Source organism: Streptomyces sp. NPDC006207, assembly GCF_040613835.1.
Classification (GTDB): domain Bacteria; phylum Actinomycetota; class Actinomycetes; order Streptomycetales; family Streptomycetaceae; genus Actinacidiphila.
This window is the reverse complement of sequence record NZ_JBEXSX010000014.1, coordinates 104,718-123,209: the sequence shown is the minus strand read 5'-3', so window position 1 is coordinate 123,209 and position 18,492 is coordinate 104,718. Positions and strand designations below refer to the sequence as shown.

Genomic DNA, 18,492 nt, shown 5'->3' with positions numbered 1-18,492 from the left:
TCAACGGTCCCATGGCGGCGCCCACTTCGGCCACGCATATAGAGCGGTCCGCCCCGCCACCGAGGTGCGGTGACGGGGCGGACGCGGTGCCGGGAGCCGGCGCGGCTTACTTCAGGTAGCCGATGTTCTCGTAGCGCAGGTCCTGGAAGCCGTAGGCGCCGATGTTGGCCAGGTCCTTCTTCACCGCGTAGATGTCGGGACGCTGGTACAGCGGCAGCAGGTTGGCCTGCTGCCAGATCAGCAGGTCCGCGGCGTTGGCGTCGTCGATCGCCTGGGCCGGGTCGGTGTCGGCGGCGGCCTTGTTCATGGCCGCGTCCAGCTCGTCGCTGCCGACGCCGGTGTAGTTCTGCTGGATGTTGTCACCCACGGGCTTGGCGTAGATCGACTTGGTCGACGACACCGGGAAGGACGTCCCGAGCCAGGAGAAGGCCGTCAGGTCGAAGCTGCCGGTGTTGACGTACTTGTCGAAGAACTCCTGCAGCGGCACCGACTTGATGTTCAGCTTGATGCCGACCGCCTTGAGCATCGGCTGCATCAGCTTGCCCTCGTTGGCGGAGGTGCTGACGTTCGCCGGGATGACGAAGTCCAGCTCAAGGGTCTTGCCGCCCTTGGTGCGGAACTCGCCGCTCTGCTTCCAGCCGGCCTCGTCCAGCAGGCTCTTGGCCTTGGCCTGGTCGAAGGTGCCGATGCCGGTGGAGTTGTCCTTGTAGCCCTTCTGGTTGGTGACGAAGAAGTGGTTGTTCAGCGGCTTGGCGTCCCAGTCCAGACCCTGCAGGTCGGACTCGGCGATGGCCTGCCGGTTCAGGGCGGACATGATGGCCTGGCGGACCTTGACGTCCTTCAGCGCGCCGCGGGCACCGTTGAAGGTGACGTGGCGGTAGTTGGGACCGGCCGCCTTGCGGATGTCGGCGCCCTTGACCTCCTTGGCCTGCTTGTAGGCGGCCGAGTCGGGGCCGACGTTGAAGAAGTCGACCTCGCCGTTGGCGAAGGCGCCGGCGGTGGCGTCCGAGTCCAGCGCGCGGTAGATGATCTTGTCCAGGATGGCCTTGTTGCCCCACCAGCTGTCGTCGCGCACGACGGTCAGGGTCTTGGTGGTCTTGTCGATGCCCTGGAACTTGAAGGCGCCCGCGGTGACCGGGAACTTGCCCAGGTAGCCGGTGTTGAAGCCGTCGGCGGTGCCGACGACCTTGGCCGGGTAGAGCGGGCTGAACAGGCCCTTCCAGTCACCGTAGGGGCTGGAGAAGGTGACCACGGCCTCCTGGTCGTTGGCGCCCTTCGCGACGCTGCTGATCAGCTCGTAGCCGGTGCTGGAGGAGATCTTGTACTTGGCGTCCTTGCCGTTCAGCGCCTTCCAGCTGGCCTCGAAGTCCTTCCAGGACAGCGGGGTGCCGTCGGACCACTTGGCCTTGGGGTTGATCTTGTACGTGACGACCTGCTTGCCGGCGGTGTCGGCGACCTCGGCGGAGGTCAGGTAGTCCGGGTTCGGGGTGACCGTGCCGGCGGCGTCCGACATCATGATGATCGGCATCACGGCGCGCTCGACGTCGTAGCCGTCGGCCAGGGTGCCGTCGATCTGGTTGTAGTTGAAGTTCTCGGCGATCTCGCCCAGCGGCCAGTTCAGGGTGCCACCCTGCTTGAGCTGGTCGCGGTCGGTGGCCTTGATGTTGTTGGCGCTCGACTTGGGCACCGAGTTCTTCTTGGACGCGGCGTCGCTCTTCCCGTCCCCGCCGCCGCACGCGGTCAGGGTCAGCGCGCTCGCCGTGGCCAGCGCCACCACGGCGACGGACATACGTGTTCTGTTCAACGGACTCTCTCTCCTCTTACGGGGTGGGAAATCACACGACGGTGACGGCGGCGGCGAAGTGGCAGGCCGCGGTGTGGTCGCCCGCCAGTCCGGTCGGTGCCGGGTCCTCCTCGCGGCACCGGCCGCGGTCGGACTCGTCGAGGGAGGCGAACTTCGGGCAGCGGTTGCGGAATCGGCAGCCGGTCGGCACGTCCGCGGGGCTGGGAAGGTCACCGGTGAGCAGGATGCGCCTGCGATCGCGCTCCTTGCGGGGATCGGGCAGCGGCACCGCGGAGAGCAGCGCCTGGGTGTACGGGTGGGAGGGTGCTTCGAAGACGGCCTCGGCGGACCCGAGTTCGACGATCCTGCCGAGGTACATCACCGCGATCCGGTCGGCGATGTGCCGCACGACGGACAGGTCGTGCGCCACGAAGAGGTAGCTCAGGTTCATGCGCGCCTTGAGCTCGTCCAGCAGGTTGAGCACACCGGCCTGGATGGACACGTCCAGGGCCGAGACCGGCTCGTCCAGGACGACCAGCTTGGGCTCCAGCGCCAGCGCCCGCGCGATGCTGATGCGCTGCCGCTGCCCGCCGGAGAACTCCGCCGGGAAACGGTCCACGTGGTCCGGGTCGAGGCCGACCTGGTTCAGCAGTTCCGGCACCCGGGCGGCGATGCGGTCCCGGGACCAGCCGTGGGTCCTAAGGGGCTCGGCGAGGATGTCGCCGACCGGCATCCGCGGGTCGAGCGCGGCCATCGGGTCCTGGAAGACCACCTGAAGGTCGCGACGGAGCGCCTTGCGGTCGGCGCCCTTCAGGCCCCGGATGTCCTTGCCGAAGACGGTGACCGTGCCGGACTGCCCGGAGGGCAGGTCGAGGATCTCCAGCAGTGTCGTGGTCTTGCCGCAGCCCGACTCGCCCACCAGGCCGAGCGTTTCGCCCTCGCGGACGTCGAAGCTGATGCCGTCGACCGCGCGGACCTCGCCGACCTTGCGCTTGATGACCGCACCGTGGAGCAGCGGGAAGTGCTTGACCAGCCCGTCGACCTCCAGCACCGGGGCGCGGTCCGCGCGGGGCACGGAGTCGGCAGGGGCCTGCGGCACGGGCGGTACCGGGTAGATGGTCGCGGGGTCGAGGGAGCCGCCCGCCACCAGCTCGTGGCTGCGGTGGCAGGCCGTGGGGTGGTTGCCCCCCTCGCGCACCGTCAGCTCGGGCTCGATGCGCCGGCACACGTCGATGGCGATGGGGCAGCGGGCCGCGAAGGGGCAGCCGGTCGGCAGGTCCACCAGCGAGGGCGGGTTGCCGTCGATCGGGGTCAGCGCGTGGCGCCCGCCGTCGTCGAGCCGCGGGATCGAGCCGAGCAGACCGATGGTGTACGGCATGCGCGGGGTGTAGTAGACGTCGTCCACGGTCCCGGTCTCCACCGGGCGGCCCGCGTACATCACCTGGACCCGGTCGGCGAAGCCGGCCACCACGCCCAGGTCGTGGGTGATCATGACGATGGCGGCGCCGGTGACCTCCTGGGCCTTCTTCAGGACGTCGAGGATCTGCGCCTGGATGGTCACGTCCAGGGCGGTCGTCGGCTCGTCGGCGATGATCACCTCGGGGTCGTTGGCGATCGCCATGGCGATCATCGCGCGCTGGCGCATGCCGCCGGAGAACTCGTGGGGGAAGGCGTCGGCGCGCCGCGCCGGGTCCGGGATGCCCACCAGGTCCAGCAGCTCGATCGCGCGCTTGCGGGCGGTGTCCTTGTCCAGGTCCTGGTGGATCCGCAGCGCCTCGACGATCTGGTTGCCGACGGAGTAGACCGGGGTCAGCGCGGACAGCGGGTCCTGGAAGACCATCGCGATGTCCTTGCCGCGGATCTCGGTCATGTCCCGGTCGTCCAGCTCCAGAAGCTCGCGGCCGTGCAGCTTGACCGAGCCCTTGATGTCGGCGGTCTCCGGGAGCAGTCCGAGGACCGCGAGGGAGGAGACCGACTTGCCGGAGCCGGACTCGCCGACGATGCCGAGGACCTCGCCGGGACGCACGGAGAAGGACACGCCGCGCACGGCCCTGACCGGCCCGGCCTCGCTCGGGAAGGAGACGTGGAGGTCGGTGACCTCAAGGGCGGGGGGCGTCTCGCTCACGACGTGCGTCCTTCCTTGGACGTGCTCTTCTTGGTGGTGCGGGGTGCGCGGGCCTTGGCGCCGCTGGAGTTGGGGTCGAGGGCGTCGCGCAGGCCGTCGCCGATGAAGGCGATGGACAGGCAGATCAGCACCAGGCAGCCGGCCGGGAAGTAGAACAGCCACGGGAAGGACGGGGCGGCGGGGGTGCCGGTGGCGATGAGCGTGCCCAGCGAGACGTCGGGGGCCTGCACCCCGAAGCCGAAGTACGACAGGCTGCTTTCCCCGATGATCGCGGCGCCCACCTGGATCGTCCCGTCGATGATCAGCAACGAGGCCATCGACGGCAGGATGTGCCGGAAGATGATGACCGGCGAGGACACGCCCATGTACTTGGCAGCCTTGACGAATTCACGGTCCTTCAGGGTGAGCGTCATGCTGCGGACCACCCGGCCGCTGATCATCCAGCTGAACGCCGCCAGCAGCACCACGAACACCAGCCAGGTGGTGCCCTGGAACAGGGGCGAGAGCACCGCGATGATCAGGAAGCTGGGCATGACGAGCAGCAGGTCGACCACCCACATCAGGGAGCGGTCGCTCCAGCTGCCGAAGTAGCCGGCGGCCGCGCCGACCGCGGCGGCCATGAAGGTGCAGATGAGGCCGGTCAGGATGCCGATGACCAGCGACTTCTGCATACCGCGCGCGGTGAGCGCGAAGATGTCGGTGCCCGTCTGGTCGGTGCCGAACCAGTGGTCCGGCGAGGGCGGCTTCTGGAATGCGGTGAAGTCGAGTTCGGTGTAGTCCCACTTGTAGAACAGCGGCGCGACATACGCCATCAGGAAGAGCAGGACCAGCATGACCAGGCCGAACAGGGCCATGCGGTTGCGCGCGAAGCGGACTGCGGTGAGCCGGAGCCGGCTGCTCGCGCGGCGCTTGGCGGGCTGGTCGCCCGGCGCGGCGGCGGGCACTTGCGCCGGAGGCTGTACGGAGGGGGTCTGGACGGCCATGGGTGGAGGCTCCTGGGAACGCGGGATCGGGGCGGCGGAGGGGTGCGGTGGGTCTCAGCGCACCCGTACGCGGGGATCGAGCGCCGCGTAGAGCACATCGGACAGCAGGCCGGCGATCAGGACCACGGACGCCGTGAACATGCCGACGGCGGCGACCGCGTTGACGTCGTTCGTGCGAATGGAGTCGACCAGCCACTCGCCCATGCCGTGCCAGCCGTAGATCTTCTCGGTGAAGGTCGCGCCGGTGAAGAGCAGGACGACGTTGTAGACCAGCAGCGGGACCACCGGGAGGACCGCGGTGCGCAGGCCGTGTTTCATCAGTGCCGCCCGCCGCGACAGGCCCTTGGCCCGGGCGGTGCGGAGGAAGTCGCTGCCGAGGACGTCCAGCATGGTGCTGCGCTGGTAGCGGCTGTACAGGGCGACCTGAATGAGGATCAAGGTCAGGCTGGGTACCAGCAGGTGTTGCAACCGGCTGAGGAGGATCTCACCGGTCCCGGTCAGGCCGGGATCGTACTCGTTGGTGTACTCGATGAGTTTGAACCCCACGGCGTCGTTGAGGTTGATCGACCAGAGTTTGAGCGTCACCGCGATCACCGGAACCGGCATGGCCAGGATGAAGAAGGAGCCCAGCGTCGCGACCCGGTCCGATGTCCGGTACTGCCTGATGGCCCCCCAGGCGCCCACCAGGACACCGCCGATGGAACCCAGGATGGTGGCGATCAGCAGCAGGCGCGTGCTCACCCCGACGCGCCGGCCGAACTCGTCGTTGACCTCACCGCCCGTGACGGTCCGTCCGAGGTCCCCGTGGGCCACGCCGTTCGCCCAGTGGGCGAAGCGGACCACGACCGGGGTGTCGGGGTTGAGGTTGTAGTCGTTCAGGGTGGCCGTCACAGAGGACGCGGCCACCGGGGGGTTGCGGCCTGCGAAGTTGGCCCGCGGGTTGAGGCTGATCGCCGCCAGGAAGTACGTGAGGGAAGCCGCGATGAGAACCAGCGCCACGTGGTTGATCAGTCGGCGCAGCAGGTAACGGCCCACGGCTCACACTCTCAGTCGGTTCGTTTCGAACAAATAACAAGGTTGAACTTTCTTTGCCGGCCGCGTCTGACATAGTTGTGTAGCACGGCCGAAACATTTGCACCCGGGCCGTCTGCGCAGGTCGTGCGCATTCCACTCGGGCTTGAAGGGTTGATGGGACTTTCGCAACCGAATTATGGCCGCGTCAACGAGCGCCGGTTCGTCGTGATGGATCCTTTATTTTTTTGGTCGAAATTTAACCCGACTATCGGGATAACCCTCATTGACGGGCCGGCGCATAGGGAAAACCCTCTGTCCCCCCTCGGGAACCCCCGGGCCGGTGAGCCGCTGTGCAATATGTATGGGTTTGCGATGTCATGGTGAGTCTCGTGTCCTTCATGGCGTAGAGAGCTCCCCGAGGAGGCATCCGATGCGACGGAGCGCGGCGAGGTGGGCCGCCGGCACGGCCGTGGCCGCCCTGGTGGCCACCGGCTGCGGGGGCGCAGGAGGCGGCTCGACCGGCGCCTCCGGGGTGTTCAGCGCCTCGTGGACCGATCCGCAGAATCCGCTGGAGCCCGCCAACACCAATGAGGTGCAGGGCGGCAAGGTGCTGGACATGATCTTCCGCGGCCTGAAGAAGTACAACCCGAGGACGGCGGCCGCCGAGAACGTCATCGCCGACGCGATCACCACCACCGACCAGCGGACGTTCAGGATCAGGCTCAAGGACGGCTGGACCTTCAGCAACGGCGAGAAGGTCACCTCCGGTTCGTTCATCGACGCCTGGAACTACGGGGCGCTGGTGACGAACAAGCAGATCAACGCGTCCTTCTTCCGGTACGTCGAGGGCTACGACAAGGTCCACCCTCGGTCCGGCAGGCCGGCTGCCGGGAAGCTCTCCGGCCTGACCAGGCAGGACGACCTGAACTTCACCGTCAAGCTCAACCAGAAGTTCTCCACCTGGCCCGACACCCTCGGCTACGCCGCCTTCATGCCGCTGCCCCGGGCGTTCTTCACCGACCACGCCGCCTGGCTGCGCAAGCCCGTCGGCAACGGCCCGTACCGCGTGGAGTCCTACACCAAGGGCCAGGGCATGCGCCTGCGGACGTGGGCGGGGTACAAGGGCGGTGACGCGGCCGTCAACGGTGGCGTGGACCTCAAGGTCTACACGGACAACACCACTGCCTACACCGACCTGCAGGCCGGCAACCTCGACCTGGTCGACGACGTCCCCGCCTCCCAGCTGAAGAACGTGAAGGGCGACCTGGAGGGCCGCTACCTCAACACCCCGGCCGGCATCATCCAGACCCTCGCCTTCCCGCTCTACGACAAGGCCTGGTCGGGCGAGAACTCCGAGAAGCTCCGCCAGGGAATCTCCATGGCGATCAACCGCAAGCAGATCACCCGGCAGATCTTCCAGAACACCCGCATCCCGGCGCGGGACTGGACCTCACCCGTGCTCGGCGCGGACGGCGGCTTCGACGACACCCTCTGCGGCCGCACGTGCGACTACGACCCCGCCCGGGCCAGGCAGCTGGTCAAGGAGGGCGGCGGCCTCCCCGGAGGCACCATGAGGATCACGTACAACGCCGACAGCGGTTCCCACAAGGACTGGGTCGACGCGGTCTGCAACAGCATCAACAACGCGCTGGGCAAGGACGACGCCTGTGTCGGGGACCCCGTCGGCACCTTCGCCGACTTCCGCAACCAGATCGTCAACAAGCGGATGAAGAACCCGTTCCGGGCCGGGTGGCAGATGGACTACCCGCTGATCCAGAACTTCCTGCAGCCGCTGTACTACACCGACGCCTCGTCCAACGACGCGCACTTCAGCGACCCGCGGTTCGACGAGCTCGTCGACCGGGCGAACGCCGAGAGCGACACCGCCAAGGCCGTCGACACCTTCCAGCAGGCCGAGCGGATCCTGCCGCAGCAGGTCCCGGCGATCGCCCTGTGGTACCAGAACGGCAGCGCGGGCTGGTCCGGGCGGCTCTCCGCCGTCGCCCTCAACCCCTTCAGCGTCCCCGTCTACAACCAGATCAAGGTCAGCTGACGCCCATGGGACGGTACGTCATCCGCCGTCTGGTGCAGATGATCCCGGTCTTCGTCGGCACCACCGTGCTGATCTTCGTCATGGTGTACGCGCTCGGCGACCCGGTCCAGGCCCGGTGCGGGGACCGCGCCTGCGACCCCGCCACGGCCGCGCAGATCCGCCACGACCTGTACCTGGACCACCCGCTGTGGCAGCAGTACCTGCACTACATGGGGCAGATCTTCCGCGGCGACTTCGGGGTCGCGTGGAACGGCCAGCCGGTCACCGAGCTGCTGGCCACCGCCCTCCCGGTCACGCTGCGGCTGACGGTCCTCGCCGTCCTCTTCGAGATCGTCATCGGCATCACCCTCGGCGTCCTCACCGGGCTGCGCCGCGGCCGTCCCGCCGACACCGCGACGCTGCTCGGCACCCTCGTCGTCATCTCCGTGCCGACCTTCGTCACCGGCTACGTGCTGCAGTACCTGCTCGGCGTCAAGTGGAACCTCATCGCGCCCTCGGTCTCCTCCGAGGCCCGGTTCGACGAACTGATCGTGCCGGCGCTCGTGCTGGCCCTGACCTCGCTCGCCTACGTCACCCGGCTCACCCGCACCTCCGTCGTGGAGAACGTCCACGCCGACTACGTCAGGACCGCCGTCGCCAAGGGGCTGCCGCGCCGCCGGGTGATCATCCGTCACCTGCTGCGCAACTCCCTCATCCCGGTGGTCACCTTCATCGGCACCGACATCGGGGCACTGATGGGCGGGGCCATCGTCACCGAGCGCATCTTCAACATCCACGGCGTGGGCTACCAGCTCTACCAGGGCATCCTGCGGCTCGACTCGGCCACCGTGGTGGGCTTCGTGACCATCCTGGTCATCGTCTTCCTCCTCGCGAACCTGCTGGTGGACCTGCTCTACGCCGTCCTCGACCCGAGGATCCGCTATGCCTGAGCCGCGCAACCACCCCGACGAGGCCATGGAGCCGGCCGGCGGGACGGGAGCCGCCATGGGCCTGGGGCAGGACGAGGCACGCACCCTGGAGCGGGCGCCCGGCCCCGGAACGACGCCGCCCGCCCCGGCCGCCCTCCCCGGGGCGGACCGGCCGCGCAGCCTGTGGTCGGACGCCTGGCGGGACCTGCGGCGCAACCCGGTCTTCGTGATCGCCGCGCTGGTGATCCTCTTCCTCGTCGTCATCTCCGTCTGGCCACAGCTCATCGCCCCCGGCAACCCGCTCAGCTGCAACCTGGACAACTCCCAGAAGGGCTCCGCGCCCGGCCACCCCTTCGGCTTCGACACCCAGGGGTGCGACGTCTACACCCGGGTCGTCCACGGGGCGCGCGCCTCGGTCACCGTGGGCGTCTGCGCCACCGTCGGAGCGGCCCTGCTCGGCGCGCTGCTCGGCGGCCTCGCCGGTTACCACGGCGGCTGGGCCGACGCGGTGCTGTCCCGGGTGAGCGACATCTTCTTCGGCATCCCGATCGTCCTCGGCGGCCTGGTCTTCCTGTCCGTCGTCACCAGCACCACCGTCTGGCCGGTGGTGGGCTTCATCGTGCTGCTCGGCTGGCCGCAGATCGGCCGCATCGCCCGCGGCTCGGTGATCACCGCCAAGCAGAACGACTACGTCCAGGCCGCCCGCGCCCTCGGCGCCGGCACCACCCGTCTGCTGCTGCGGCACATCGCGCCCAACGCCGTCGCGCCCGTCATCGTCGTGGCGACCATCGCGCTCGGCACGTACATCTCCCTGGAGGCCACCCTGTCCTACCTCGGCGTCGGGCTGAAACCGCCCACTGTCTCCTGGGGCATCGACATCTCCCAGGCCTCCACCCAGATCCGCAACGCACCGCACATGCTGCTGTGGCCGGCCGGGGCGCTGAGCGTGACGGTGCTGGCCTTCATCATGCTCGGTGACGCGGTGCGTGACGCCCTCGACCCCAAGCTGCGCTGATGGACGGAGGAACGATGGCCGCCGCAGCCCGGGACGAGCCGCCCCTGCTCGACGTCCGCGACCTGCACGTGGAGTTCCGCACCCGGGACGGCGTCGCGCGGGCCGTCAACGGGGTCTCCTACGCGGTGCGTCCCCGTCAGACGCTCGCCGTGCTGGGCGAGTCCGGCTCCGGCAAGTCCGTGACCGCGCAGGCCGTCATGGGCATCCTCGACTCGCCGCCCGGGTTCGTCACCCGCGGCGAGATCCTCTTCCGCGGCGAGGACCTGCTCACCATGGGCGCCGAGGAGCGCCGCAAGGTGCGCGGCGCCAGGATGGCGATGATCTTCCAGGACGCGCTGTCCGCCCTCAACCCCGTGCTGACCGTCGGCGAGCAGCTCGGCGAGATGTTCCGCGTCCACCGGGGGATGTCCCGCAAGGACGCCCGGGCCAGGGCGGTGGAGCTGATGGACCGGGTGCGGATCCCCGCGGCGCGCGAACGCGTCGGGCAGTACCCGCACCAGTTCTCCGGCGGCATGCGCCAGCGCATCATGATCGCGATGGCGCTGGCCCTGGAGCCCGAGCTGATCATCGCGGACGAGCCCACCACCGCGCTGGACGTCACCGTGCAGGCGCAGGTCATGGAGCTCCTGGCCGAGCTGCAGCGCGAGTACGGCATGGGCCTGATCCTGATCACCCACGACCTCGGCGTGGTCGCCGACGTCGCCGACCACATCGCGGTGATGTACGCGGGCCGGATCGTGGAGACCGCGCCGGTCCACGAGATCTACAAGCGGCCCGCACACCCGTACACCAAGGGCCTGCTGGACTCGATCCCGCGCCTGGATCAGAAGGGCCGGGAGCTCTACGCGATCAAGGGCCTGCCCCCGAACCTGCTGCGCATCCCCACCGGCTGCTCCTTCCACCCGCGCTGCCCCCTGGCCCAGGAGGTGTGCGCCACCGACGAGCCGGAGCTGTACCGGATCAGCGCGCGGCGGGGCAGCGCCTGCCACTTCTGGAGGGAGTGCCTCGGTGAGCACCAGCGGTGAGCCCGTGCTCCAGGTGCGCGGGCTGTACAAGCACTTCCCGCTCACCCAGGGGATCCTCCTCAAACGGCAGATCGGCGCGGTGAAGGCGGTCGACGGCGTCGACTTCGACCTGTACCGGGGCGAGACCCTCGGCGTCGTCGGCGAGTCCGGGTGCGGCAAGTCCACCGTGGCCCGGCTGCTGGTCCACCTGGAACGGGCCACCCGAGGGCAGATCCTCTACAAGGGGCAGGACATCACCAAGCTGTCGGGCAGGGCCCTGAAGGCCGTGCGCCGGAACATCCAGATGGTCTTCCAGGACCCGTACACCTCGCTCAACCCGCGGATGACGGTCGGCGACATCATCGGCGAGCCGTACGAGATCCACCCCGAGGTGGCCCCGAAGGGTGACCGGCGCCGCCGGGTGCAGGAGCTGCTGGACGTCGTCGGCCTGAACCCGGAGTACATCAACCGCTATCCGCACCAGTTCTCCGGCGGCCAGCGGCAGCGCATCGGCATCGCCCGCGGGCTGGCGCTGCGGCCCGAGGTGATCGTCGCCGACGAGCCGGTCTCGGCGCTGGACGTCTCGGTGCAGGCGCAGGTCGTCAACCTGATGGAGAGGCTGCAGGACGAGTTCGACCTCTCCTACGTCTTCATCGCGCACGACCTGTCCATCGTCCGGCACATCTCGGACCGGGTGGCGGTGATGTACCTCGGGCGGATCATGGAGACCGGCGACGGCACCCAGATCTACGAGCACCCCACCCACCCGTACACCCAGGCGCTGCTGTCGGCGGTGCCGGTGCCCGACCCCGGGGCGCGCGAGCACCGTGAGCGCATCATCCTCAGCGGTGACGTCCCGTCGCCGGCCAACCCGCCGTCCGGCTGCCGCTTCCGCACCCGGTGCTGGAAGGCGCAGGAACGCTGCACGCTGGAGGTGCCGGAACTGGCGGTGCCCGCGGTGTTCCGCGGTGTGGACTCCCCGGCGGCGCACGACAGCGCGTGCCACTTCGCCGAGGAGAAGACGGTGGTGCCGCCCGAGCCGCCCGGCGGGTGAGCCACGGAAAGGCACGACCCGCGCCCGGTGGTGCAGGGGTGTGGGCGCGGGTCGGGGCTCCGAACGGAGACGTCTGTCGGCCCGGGTCAAAGGGTCCTGTCGGCGGGCGTCTCCTCGGCCGCGGCGAGCGCGGGGTCGAGGACGACGTCCTCGCCGCGTGCCGCGGTCGTCGGTTCCTCGGGGAAGTGGCACGCGCTCAGGTGCCCCTCCCGGTTCCCCTCCAGGCGTACCAGGGGCGGTTCCTCGGTCGCGCACTTGTCCTGCGCCTTCCAGCAGCGTGTGCGGAAGCGGCAGCCGGACGGCGGGGAGACGGGCGAGGGGACGTCGCCGGCGAGCCGGATCCGCTCGTTCGCCTCCCGCTCGTCCGGGTCCGGCTCGGGCGAGGCGGACAGCAGGGCGTGGGTGTACGGGTGGCGGGGCCGTTCGTAGATGTCCCGGCGGTCGCCGACCTCCACGATCCGCCCGAGGTACATCACGGCCACGCGGTGCGAGAAGTGCCGCACCACCGCGAGGTCGTGGGCGATGAAGAGGAAGGCGATCCCCAGTTCCCGCTGCAGGCGCTGCAGCAGGTTGACCACCTGGGCCTGGATCGACACGTCCAGCGCCGACACCGGTTCGTCCGCCACGATGAGCTTGGGCCCCAGCGCCAGTGCCCGGGCCACCCCGATGCGCTGCCGCTGGCCCCCGGAGAACTCGTGCGGGAAGCGGTTGTAGTGCTCGGGGTTGAGGCCCACGGTCTCCAGCAGCTCGCGCACCCGCTTCTCGCGGCCGCCCGGCGGGTTGATCCCGTTGATCTCCAGGGGCGCCGACACGATGTGCCCGACGGTCTGCCGCGGGTTGAGCGAGGCGTACGGGTCCTGGAAGATCATTTGGATCTCGGAGCGGATCGGGGCCAGCTCCTTTCGCGAGGCGTGCGTGATGTCCCGGCCCCGGTAGGCGATGCGTCCCGCGGTGGGCTCCAGCAGCCGCGTCACCAGCCGCCCGGTGGTGGACTTGCCGCAGCCCGACTCGCCGACCAGGCCCAGGCTCTCGCCCTCGGCGACGGCGAGGTCGATCCCGTCCACGGCCCGCACGTCCGCCACGTGGCGCTTGACCAGGAAGCCGCTCCGCACGGGAAAGTACTTGCGCAGGCCGGTCACTTCGAGCAGCGGGCTCATGGTCTCCCTCGGCGTGTCGTCCTGCTGCGGGGCGCTCACCGCGCACCTCCGCCCAGCCGCGGCCGGATCTGCCCGGCGAAGATCTCCCGCTTCCGGTCCTGGCCCAGGTGGCAGGCGGAGCCGCGCCGCTCGCCCTCGGGGATGCCGGGCCGCTCGGTGACGCAGCGCCCGCCGGCGACCTCCTCGGTGAAGGTGCACCGCGGGTGGAAGGGACACCCTGAGGGCGGGTTGAGCAGGCTGGGCGGTGTGCCGGGGATCGGGGACAGGGGCAGGTCCACCGGCGCCGACAGCCGAGGGATGGAGGCCAGCAGGCCCCAGGAGTAGGGGTGCTCGGGCGTCTTCAGGATCTCGCGCACGGTGCCGCGCTCCACGCAGCGCCCCGCGTACATCACCATCACGTCGTCCGCCGTGTTGGCCACCACGCCCAGGTCGTGGGTGATGATGACGATCGCCGTGCCCGTCTCCCGCTGCAGGTCCTTCAGCAGGTCCAGGATCTGCGCCTGCACGGTGACGTCCAGGGCCGTCGTCGGCTCGTCCGCGATGACCAGCGCCGGGTCGCAGACCAGCGCCATCGCGATCATCGCGCGCTGCCGCATGCCCCCGGAGAACTGGTGCGGGAAGTCGTCCACCCGCAGCCGCGGCTGCGGGATCCCCACCCGGGCGAGCATCTCGACCGCCCGCTCCCGGGCGGCCTTCTTGGAAGCGCCCATGTGCTTCATGTACGGCTCGGCGATCTGCCGGCCGACCGTGTAGTACGGGGAGAGCGCGGTCAGCGAGTCCTGGAAGATCATCGCCATCTTCCGGCCGCGCAGCCGTTCCAGGGTCCGTTCGGGGGCGCCTGTCAGCTCCTGCCCGTCCAGCACGATCTCGCCGCGGATGGTGGTGTTGCGGGGGTTGTGCAGACCGAGGACCGCCAGGTTGGTGACCGACTTGCCGGAGCCGGACTCGCCGACGATGCCCAGGGTCCTGCCGCGCTCCAGGTCGAAGGAGAGCCCGTCGACGGCCTTGACCACGCCGTCCTCGGTGGCGAACTGCACGTACAGGTCACGGACCGACAGGAACGGCCCGGACGGCGCGGGGTCCCCGGGCCCGGGCGGCCCCGCCTCGGTCTTGGTGAGGATGTTCAACGGTGCTTCTCCTCTGCGTGCCGGGGAGCGTCCCGGCTCACGAAAGCCTGATCCGGGGGTCGATGAGGGCGTAGGCGGCGTCGACGACGATGTTGCAGGCGACGATGATCGTGGCGCCGATCAGCATCACGGCCATCTCCAGCGGCAGGTCGCTGCGGAGCACGGCCTGCACGGACAGCAGGCCGAGGCCGTGCAGTCCGAAGGTGACCTCGGTGATGATCGCGCCGCCGAGGACCGCGCTCAGGTCGATGCCGAAGATGGTGATGATGGAGGCGGCGGCGCCGCGCAGCGCGTACCGCAGGAACACGTAGCGGGAGGACATGCCCTTGGCGCGGGCGGCCCGGATGTGGTCCTCGGACATCTGCTCCACCATCAGCGAGCGCGTCTGCCGGCTGTAGTTGGACCAGAAGATCACCGACAGCACCATGCAGGGCAGGATCAGCCCCTGCACCGAACCCCACGGGTCGTGCGACCAGTCCGGGTCGTGTCCGCGGTCCAGCAGGTGCCAGCTGCTGGCGAACAAGCCGATGGCGATCGGTCCGAGGAAGTAGATCTGCACGGAGTTGCCGACCAGCGAGATGCCGCTGGCGATCCGGTCGAAGGCCTTGCCCTGCTGCCAGGCGGCGATCAGCCCGAGGCCGACGCCGACGCACAGGAAGACGGTGGCGCCGCCGACCGCCAGCGACAGCGTGGTCGGGTAGCGGTCGGCGATGGTGCCCCAGACGGGTTGCTGGTCGGCGAAGGAGTAGCCGAAGCACGGCGCCGGGCAGTACCCGATGGGCATGTCGCGGCCGGCGAAGATGCCGACCATGAAGTGCCAGTACTGGGTCCAGATCGGCAGGTCCAGGCCGAGGTTCTTGCGGATCAGGGCCACGTTCTGCGGGCTGCAGTTCTTGCCGCAGGACAGCAGCGCCGGGTCGGAGGGCAGGAAGAAGAAGAGGAAGTACGTGATGGCGCTGATCAGCAGCAGGATGACCAGCGCGCCCAGCACACGGCGTACCAGGAAACGCAGCATGGGTCAGGCTCTCCGTCGGTTCCGTCGGGGCGCCGGTCCCGGCCCGGGGAGAGGCCGGGACCGGCGTGTCTGCGCGGGGACTACTGCTTGACGAAGATCGTGTTCGGGTTGATGGTCCCGTAGACCTCGTTGTAGGTGACGCCGCCGAGGCCCGAGCCGTGGATGTTGAAGTACTTGTCGAAGATGAACGGGATCTGCGACGTGTCGTTCTTCAGCACGTACTCGGACAGGGTCCGCCACTCGTCGTTCTGCTTGTTGATGTCCGTGATCGCCAGGATGCGGTCGATCTCGGAGTTGACGTGCTCGTCGTTGAGGAACGAGTAGTTGTTGGTGCCGTCGGCGAGGTTGCGGCCGTCCAGGGTCGGCGGGACCACGGTCGAGGCGCTGGGCCAGTCCGCGCCCCAGCCGGTGCGGTAGATGTCGTACGGGGTGTCGAGCTTGCCGACGACCGTGTAGTACGAGGTCGGGTCGATGGCCTTGCGCTGGACGTCGAAGCCGGCCTTCTCCAGGGCCTTCTCGATGGTCAGCGACACGTTCTGCCAGCGCGGGGTGTTGGCGTAGGCGTAGGAGAGCTTGACCTTGCCGGTGACCCCGGCCTCCTTCAGCAGCTCCTTGGCCTTGTCGACGTCACCGGTGGGCTTGTCGAGCTTGCCGAAGGGGTCGTACTTCTTCCAGCCGGCCACGGTCGGGCTGATCAGGGTGGTGCCGAGCTCGCCCTGGGCGCCGCCGCCGAAGGCCTGCTGGACCTGGGTCATGGGGAAGGCGTACATGATCGCCTGGCGGATCTTCGGATCCGTGATCCGCTTGGTGTTGATGTTGATGACCTCGACGTACGGCTGGTACTGGTTCACCGTCCGCGACTTGTACTGCGCGTCCGTCGTCAGGGTCTGCATCTTCGACGGGTCGGAGGAGCCGGACAGGTTCACCGCGTACTTGTCGTTGCCGTCCTCGGCCGCGAGCCGGTTGGTCAGGCCCGGTTCGGCGATGCCGAGCTGGAAGTTCCAGCTGTCCGGGTAGGCGTTGCGGATCGGGTCGGTCTTCGGGTCCCAGTTGGTGTTGCGCTCGAAGACCAGCTCCTTGCCCGGCTTGTAGCTGGCGATCTTGTACGGGCCGGTCGCGACCGGGTGGTTGTTGTACTTCTGCTTGTCGTCCTTGGCCTTGGGCACCGGCGAGATGTTGGGCATCGCGGCCGCGTAGGGCGTGTCGGCGTGGGCTTCCAGGAAGTGGAAGACGATGGTCTTGTCGTCCGGGGTGTCGATCTTGTCGGAGGGGATCTCCTTGCCCTCGTACGGGCCGGTGTACGCCTTGCGGTAGTCGGCGCCGTAGAGCCACTTCTGGATGTACTGCGGGCCCTGCGTCTGGTAGTCGGCGAAGAGCCGCTCGATGCCGTACTTGACGTCCTTGGAGGTGACCGGGGTGCCGTCCTCGAACTTCAGGCCGTCCTTGAGGGTGAAGGTCCAGGTCTTCGCGCCGTCGGAGGACTTGCCGGTGTCGGTGGCGAGGTCGCCCACGAGGATCGTCTTGCCGGTCTTGGCGTCGATCTTGTAGCCGGTCAGCGAGCGGTTGTAGAGCAGCTGGACCGACAGCTGGTCACTGACGTACTGCTGGCCGGGGTCCAGGTAGTCGAAGCCCGCCTGGTCCAGGTCGTACGCCGTGCCGCCCTTCTCGGCCCCCGGGACCTCCGGGGCGGGGCCCTTGGAGTCGGCGGCCGTGCCGATGCCGAAGTTCTGCACGGTGGCCTGCTTGCCCTCCCCGCCGCCGGTGCCCGTCCCCCCGCCGCCACCGCTGCTGCATGCGGCGGACAGTGTCAGAGCCCCCAACGCCAGGAACGCGGAGGCGTAACGCGCCTTGCGAATTCTCATTGATCCCTGCCTGTCAGTGAACCGAACTGCGGATACCGACGCGCCCGGTCTCCCCCCACAGGGGCCCGGCGCGGCGGCTTGGACACCTAGCGCACGGTCTTGGGATCGAGTGCGTCCCGGACCGAGTCCCCGAGCAGGTTGAAGGCGACCACGAAGATCACCATGGCGATGCCGGGGAAGAACATGAAGGTGACGTCGGATTCGTAGTACGCCGCGGCCTGCTGGAACATCAGTCCCCAGTCCGGGGTGGGCGGGAGGATTCCGACGCCGAGATAGGAAAGGCCCGCCTCGGCGGTGACGTTCACCGGGAGCAGCAGGGTCGACTGGACCAGGATCGTGGACCAGATGTTCGGCAGCAGTTCCCTGCGGATGATCCGCGCCGACGAGGCGCCGCTGATCCGCGCGGCCTCGATGAACTCGCGCTCGCGCAGGCTCAGCACCTGGGCGCGCACCAGCCGGCCCACGCTCATCCAGCCGAGGACGAACTGGACGATGACCAGCGCCGCGATGCGCACGTAGGTCGGCTCCTCGTCGCGCGGGGAGACGAAGAGGGCCACGATCACCGGCGTGAAGGCGATGAAGAACAGCTGCTGCGGGAAGGACAGCATCAGGTCCGAGAACCGGCCCACGAGGTAGTCGGTGCGCCCGCCGAGATACCCCTGGACGAGCCCGATGAGCACGCCGACGACGACGGAGACCGTGGTCACGGCGAGGGCGATGCCCAGCGAGGTGCGGATTCCATAGATCAGCAGGGTGAACACGTCCCGGCCGAGCTGGGGTTCGAGCCCGAACCAGAAGTCGCCGTCGATGCCGCCGTTGGGCTTGAGCGGGATCCCGTAGCTGTTGAGCAGGCCCAGGTCCTGGCCGTACAGCTCGTAGGGGTTCTTGCCGTACACCTTGGAGATCAGCGGCGCGGCCAGCGCCACGACGAGGTAGAAGAGCACGACGCCGGCGCAGACCATTCCGGTGCGGTCGCGGCGGAAGCGCATCCAGGCGAGCCGGCCCGGGGAGCGCCCGACGAGTTCGGAGGGTTCCTTGCCGGTGCCCTCGACGGGGGCGGGCGCCTCTGCCGGAACGGGTTCCGGCCGGTTCGCGGCCGTGCTCGGACTGGACATGGTCATCTGCCCCCGCACCAAGGAGTTTTGGTGGCGCATGTGAACGCCCGTGGCTAGCTAGCCGGTATTGGGCAATGGATTTGGCGGCCAGTCAAGGGGGTGAAGCGATCGGGAGACGAGATCGCCGTTATCTTGGGGCAAGGTTTTGGATATCGTCGCGAACGCGTGCTTGACAGCTTCCGCGGTCCATCCGCGAATGCGGAGGATTCGGGATGAAATTCTTTTACACGCAGGCAACTTGATCGACGCATCACCGATATACGGACGCGCCACGCTG

Annotated in this window: 14 protein-coding genes; 5 read left to right on the top strand and 9 right to left on the bottom strand. The window is 68.8% G+C overall.

Going from position 1 to position 18,492, the window contains the following annotated elements; genetic code table 11:
* Positions 1-106: 106 nt before the first annotated feature.
* The 4 genes from ABZ312_RS14275 to ABZ312_RS14260 are packed head-to-tail and all read right to left on the bottom strand — an operon-like array spanning position 107 to position 5,926.
* Positions 107-1,804, bottom strand: coding sequence for an ABC transporter family substrate-binding protein (locus ABZ312_RS14275; protein ID WP_500328019.1), 1,698 nt, complete (start codon positions 1,802-1,804; stop codon positions 107-109).
* A 31-nt stretch (positions 1,805-1,835) separates the two neighbouring features.
* Positions 1,836-3,908, bottom strand: coding sequence for an ABC transporter ATP-binding protein (locus ABZ312_RS14270; protein WP_500328018.1), 2,073 nt, complete (start codon positions 3,906-3,908; stop codon positions 1,836-1,838).
* Positions 3,905-4,891, bottom strand: coding sequence for an ABC transporter permease (locus ABZ312_RS14265; protein WP_500437731.1), 987 nt, complete (start codon positions 4,889-4,891; stop codon positions 3,905-3,907). The genes ABZ312_RS14270 and ABZ312_RS14265 overlap by 4 nt, the downstream gene beginning before the upstream one ends.
* Positions 4,892-4,945: 54 nt before the next feature.
* Positions 4,946-5,926 carry an ABC transporter permease gene (locus ABZ312_RS14260; protein WP_500335013.1) on the bottom strand — a complete coding sequence of 327 codons (981 nt, stop codon included), beginning with the start codon at positions 5,924-5,926 and terminating at the stop codon, positions 4,946-4,948.
* A gap of 409 nt (positions 5,927-6,335) precedes the next feature.
* Between ABZ312_RS14260 and ABZ312_RS14255 the strand changes: the two genes are divergently transcribed.
* Genes ABZ312_RS14255 through ABZ312_RS14235 form a run of 5 tightly spaced genes read left to right on the top strand, consistent with a single transcriptional unit; the run spans position 6,336 to position 11,939 of the window.
* Entirely contained in the window at positions 6,336-7,958 is a 1,623-nt protein-coding gene (locus tag ABZ312_RS14255) for a peptide ABC transporter substrate-binding protein (RefSeq protein WP_500328016.1), read from the top strand.
* A gap of 5 nt (positions 7,959-7,963) precedes the next feature.
* Entirely contained in the window at positions 7,964-8,887 is a 924-nt protein-coding gene (locus tag ABZ312_RS14250) for an ABC transporter permease (RefSeq protein ID WP_500437729.1), read from the top strand.
* Positions 8,880-9,881, top strand: coding sequence for an ABC transporter permease (locus ABZ312_RS14245; RefSeq protein ID WP_500437727.1), 1,002 nt, complete (start codon positions 8,880-8,882; stop codon positions 9,879-9,881). The genes ABZ312_RS14250 and ABZ312_RS14245 overlap by 8 nt, the downstream gene beginning before the upstream one ends.
* Entirely contained in the window at positions 9,881-10,906 is a 1,026-nt protein-coding gene (locus ABZ312_RS14240) for an ABC transporter ATP-binding protein (protein ID WP_500356691.1), read from the top strand. Before ABZ312_RS14245 ends, ABZ312_RS14240 begins: the two co-directional genes overlap by 1 nt.
* Positions 10,890-11,939: an ABC transporter ATP-binding protein gene (locus ABZ312_RS14235; RefSeq protein WP_500328011.1), complete on the top strand. Its 1,050-nt coding sequence runs from the start codon at positions 10,890-10,892 to the stop codon at positions 11,937-11,939. Before ABZ312_RS14240 ends, ABZ312_RS14235 begins: the two co-directional genes overlap by 17 nt.
* Positions 11,940-12,025: 86 nt before the next feature.
* Here the strand turns inward: ABZ312_RS14235 and ABZ312_RS14230 are convergent, their stop codons facing one another.
* From ABZ312_RS14230 to ABZ312_RS14210, 5 genes are all read right to left on the bottom strand, one after another.
* Positions 12,026-13,096: an ABC transporter ATP-binding protein gene (locus ABZ312_RS14230; protein ID WP_500328048.1), complete on the bottom strand. Its 1,071-nt coding sequence runs from the start codon at positions 13,094-13,096 to the stop codon at positions 12,026-12,028.
* Positions 13,097-13,131: 35 nt separating this feature from the next.
* On the bottom strand, positions 13,132-14,223 hold the full coding sequence (locus tag ABZ312_RS14225; RefSeq protein ID WP_500328010.1) for an ABC transporter ATP-binding protein: 1,092 nt from the start codon (positions 14,221-14,223) through the stop codon (positions 13,132-13,134).
* Positions 14,224-14,260: 37 nt separating this feature from the next.
* A complete protein-coding gene (locus ABZ312_RS14220) occupies positions 14,261-15,238 on the bottom strand; it encodes an ABC transporter permease (protein ID WP_500328009.1) in 978 nt (325 codons plus the stop codon).
* 80 nt (positions 15,239-15,318) lie between these two features.
* On the bottom strand, positions 15,319-17,100 hold the full coding sequence (locus ABZ312_RS14215) for an ABC transporter substrate-binding protein (protein ID WP_500437725.1): 1,782 nt from the start codon (positions 17,098-17,100) through the stop codon (positions 15,319-15,321).
* Positions 17,101-17,186: 86 nt separating this feature from the next.
* Positions 17,187-18,215, bottom strand: a complete 1,029-nt coding sequence (locus ABZ312_RS14210) for an ABC transporter permease (protein WP_500328006.1) — start codon at positions 18,213-18,215, stop codon at positions 17,187-17,189.
* Positions 18,216-18,492 lie beyond the last annotated feature (277 nt).

Coding starts and splice junctions, on each gene's coding strand:
- ABZ312_RS14265 (WP_500437731.1), bottom strand. CDS start 4,891: ATGGCCGTCCAGACCCCCTCCGTACAGCCTCCGGCGCAAGTGCCCGCC.
- ABZ312_RS14255 (WP_500328016.1), top strand. CDS start 6,336: ATGCGACGGAGCGCGGCGAGGTGGGCCGCCGGCACGGCCGTGGCCGCC.
- ABZ312_RS14250 (WP_500437729.1), top strand. CDS start 7,964: ATGGGACGGTACGTCATCCGCCGTCTGGTGCAGATGATCCCGGTCTTC.
- ABZ312_RS14245 (WP_500437727.1), top strand. CDS start 8,880: ATGCCTGAGCCGCGCAACCACCCCGACGAGGCCATGGAGCCGGCCGGC.
- ABZ312_RS14240 (WP_500356691.1), top strand. CDS start 9,881: ATGGACGGAGGAACGATGGCCGCCGCAGCCCGGGACGAGCCGCCCCTG.
- ABZ312_RS14230 (WP_500328048.1), bottom strand. CDS start 13,096: ATGAGCCCGCTGCTCGAAGTGACCGGCCTGCGCAAGTACTTTCCCGTG.
- ABZ312_RS14220 (WP_500328009.1), bottom strand. CDS start 15,238: ATGCTGCGTTTCCTGGTACGCCGTGTGCTGGGCGCGCTGGTCATCCTG.
- ABZ312_RS14215 (WP_500437725.1), bottom strand. CDS start 17,100: ATGAGAATTCGCAAGGCGCGTTACGCCTCCGCGTTCCTGGCGTTGGGG.
- ABZ312_RS14210 (WP_500328006.1), bottom strand. CDS start 18,215: ATGTCCAGTCCGAGCACGGCCGCGAACCGGCCGGAACCCGTTCCGGCA.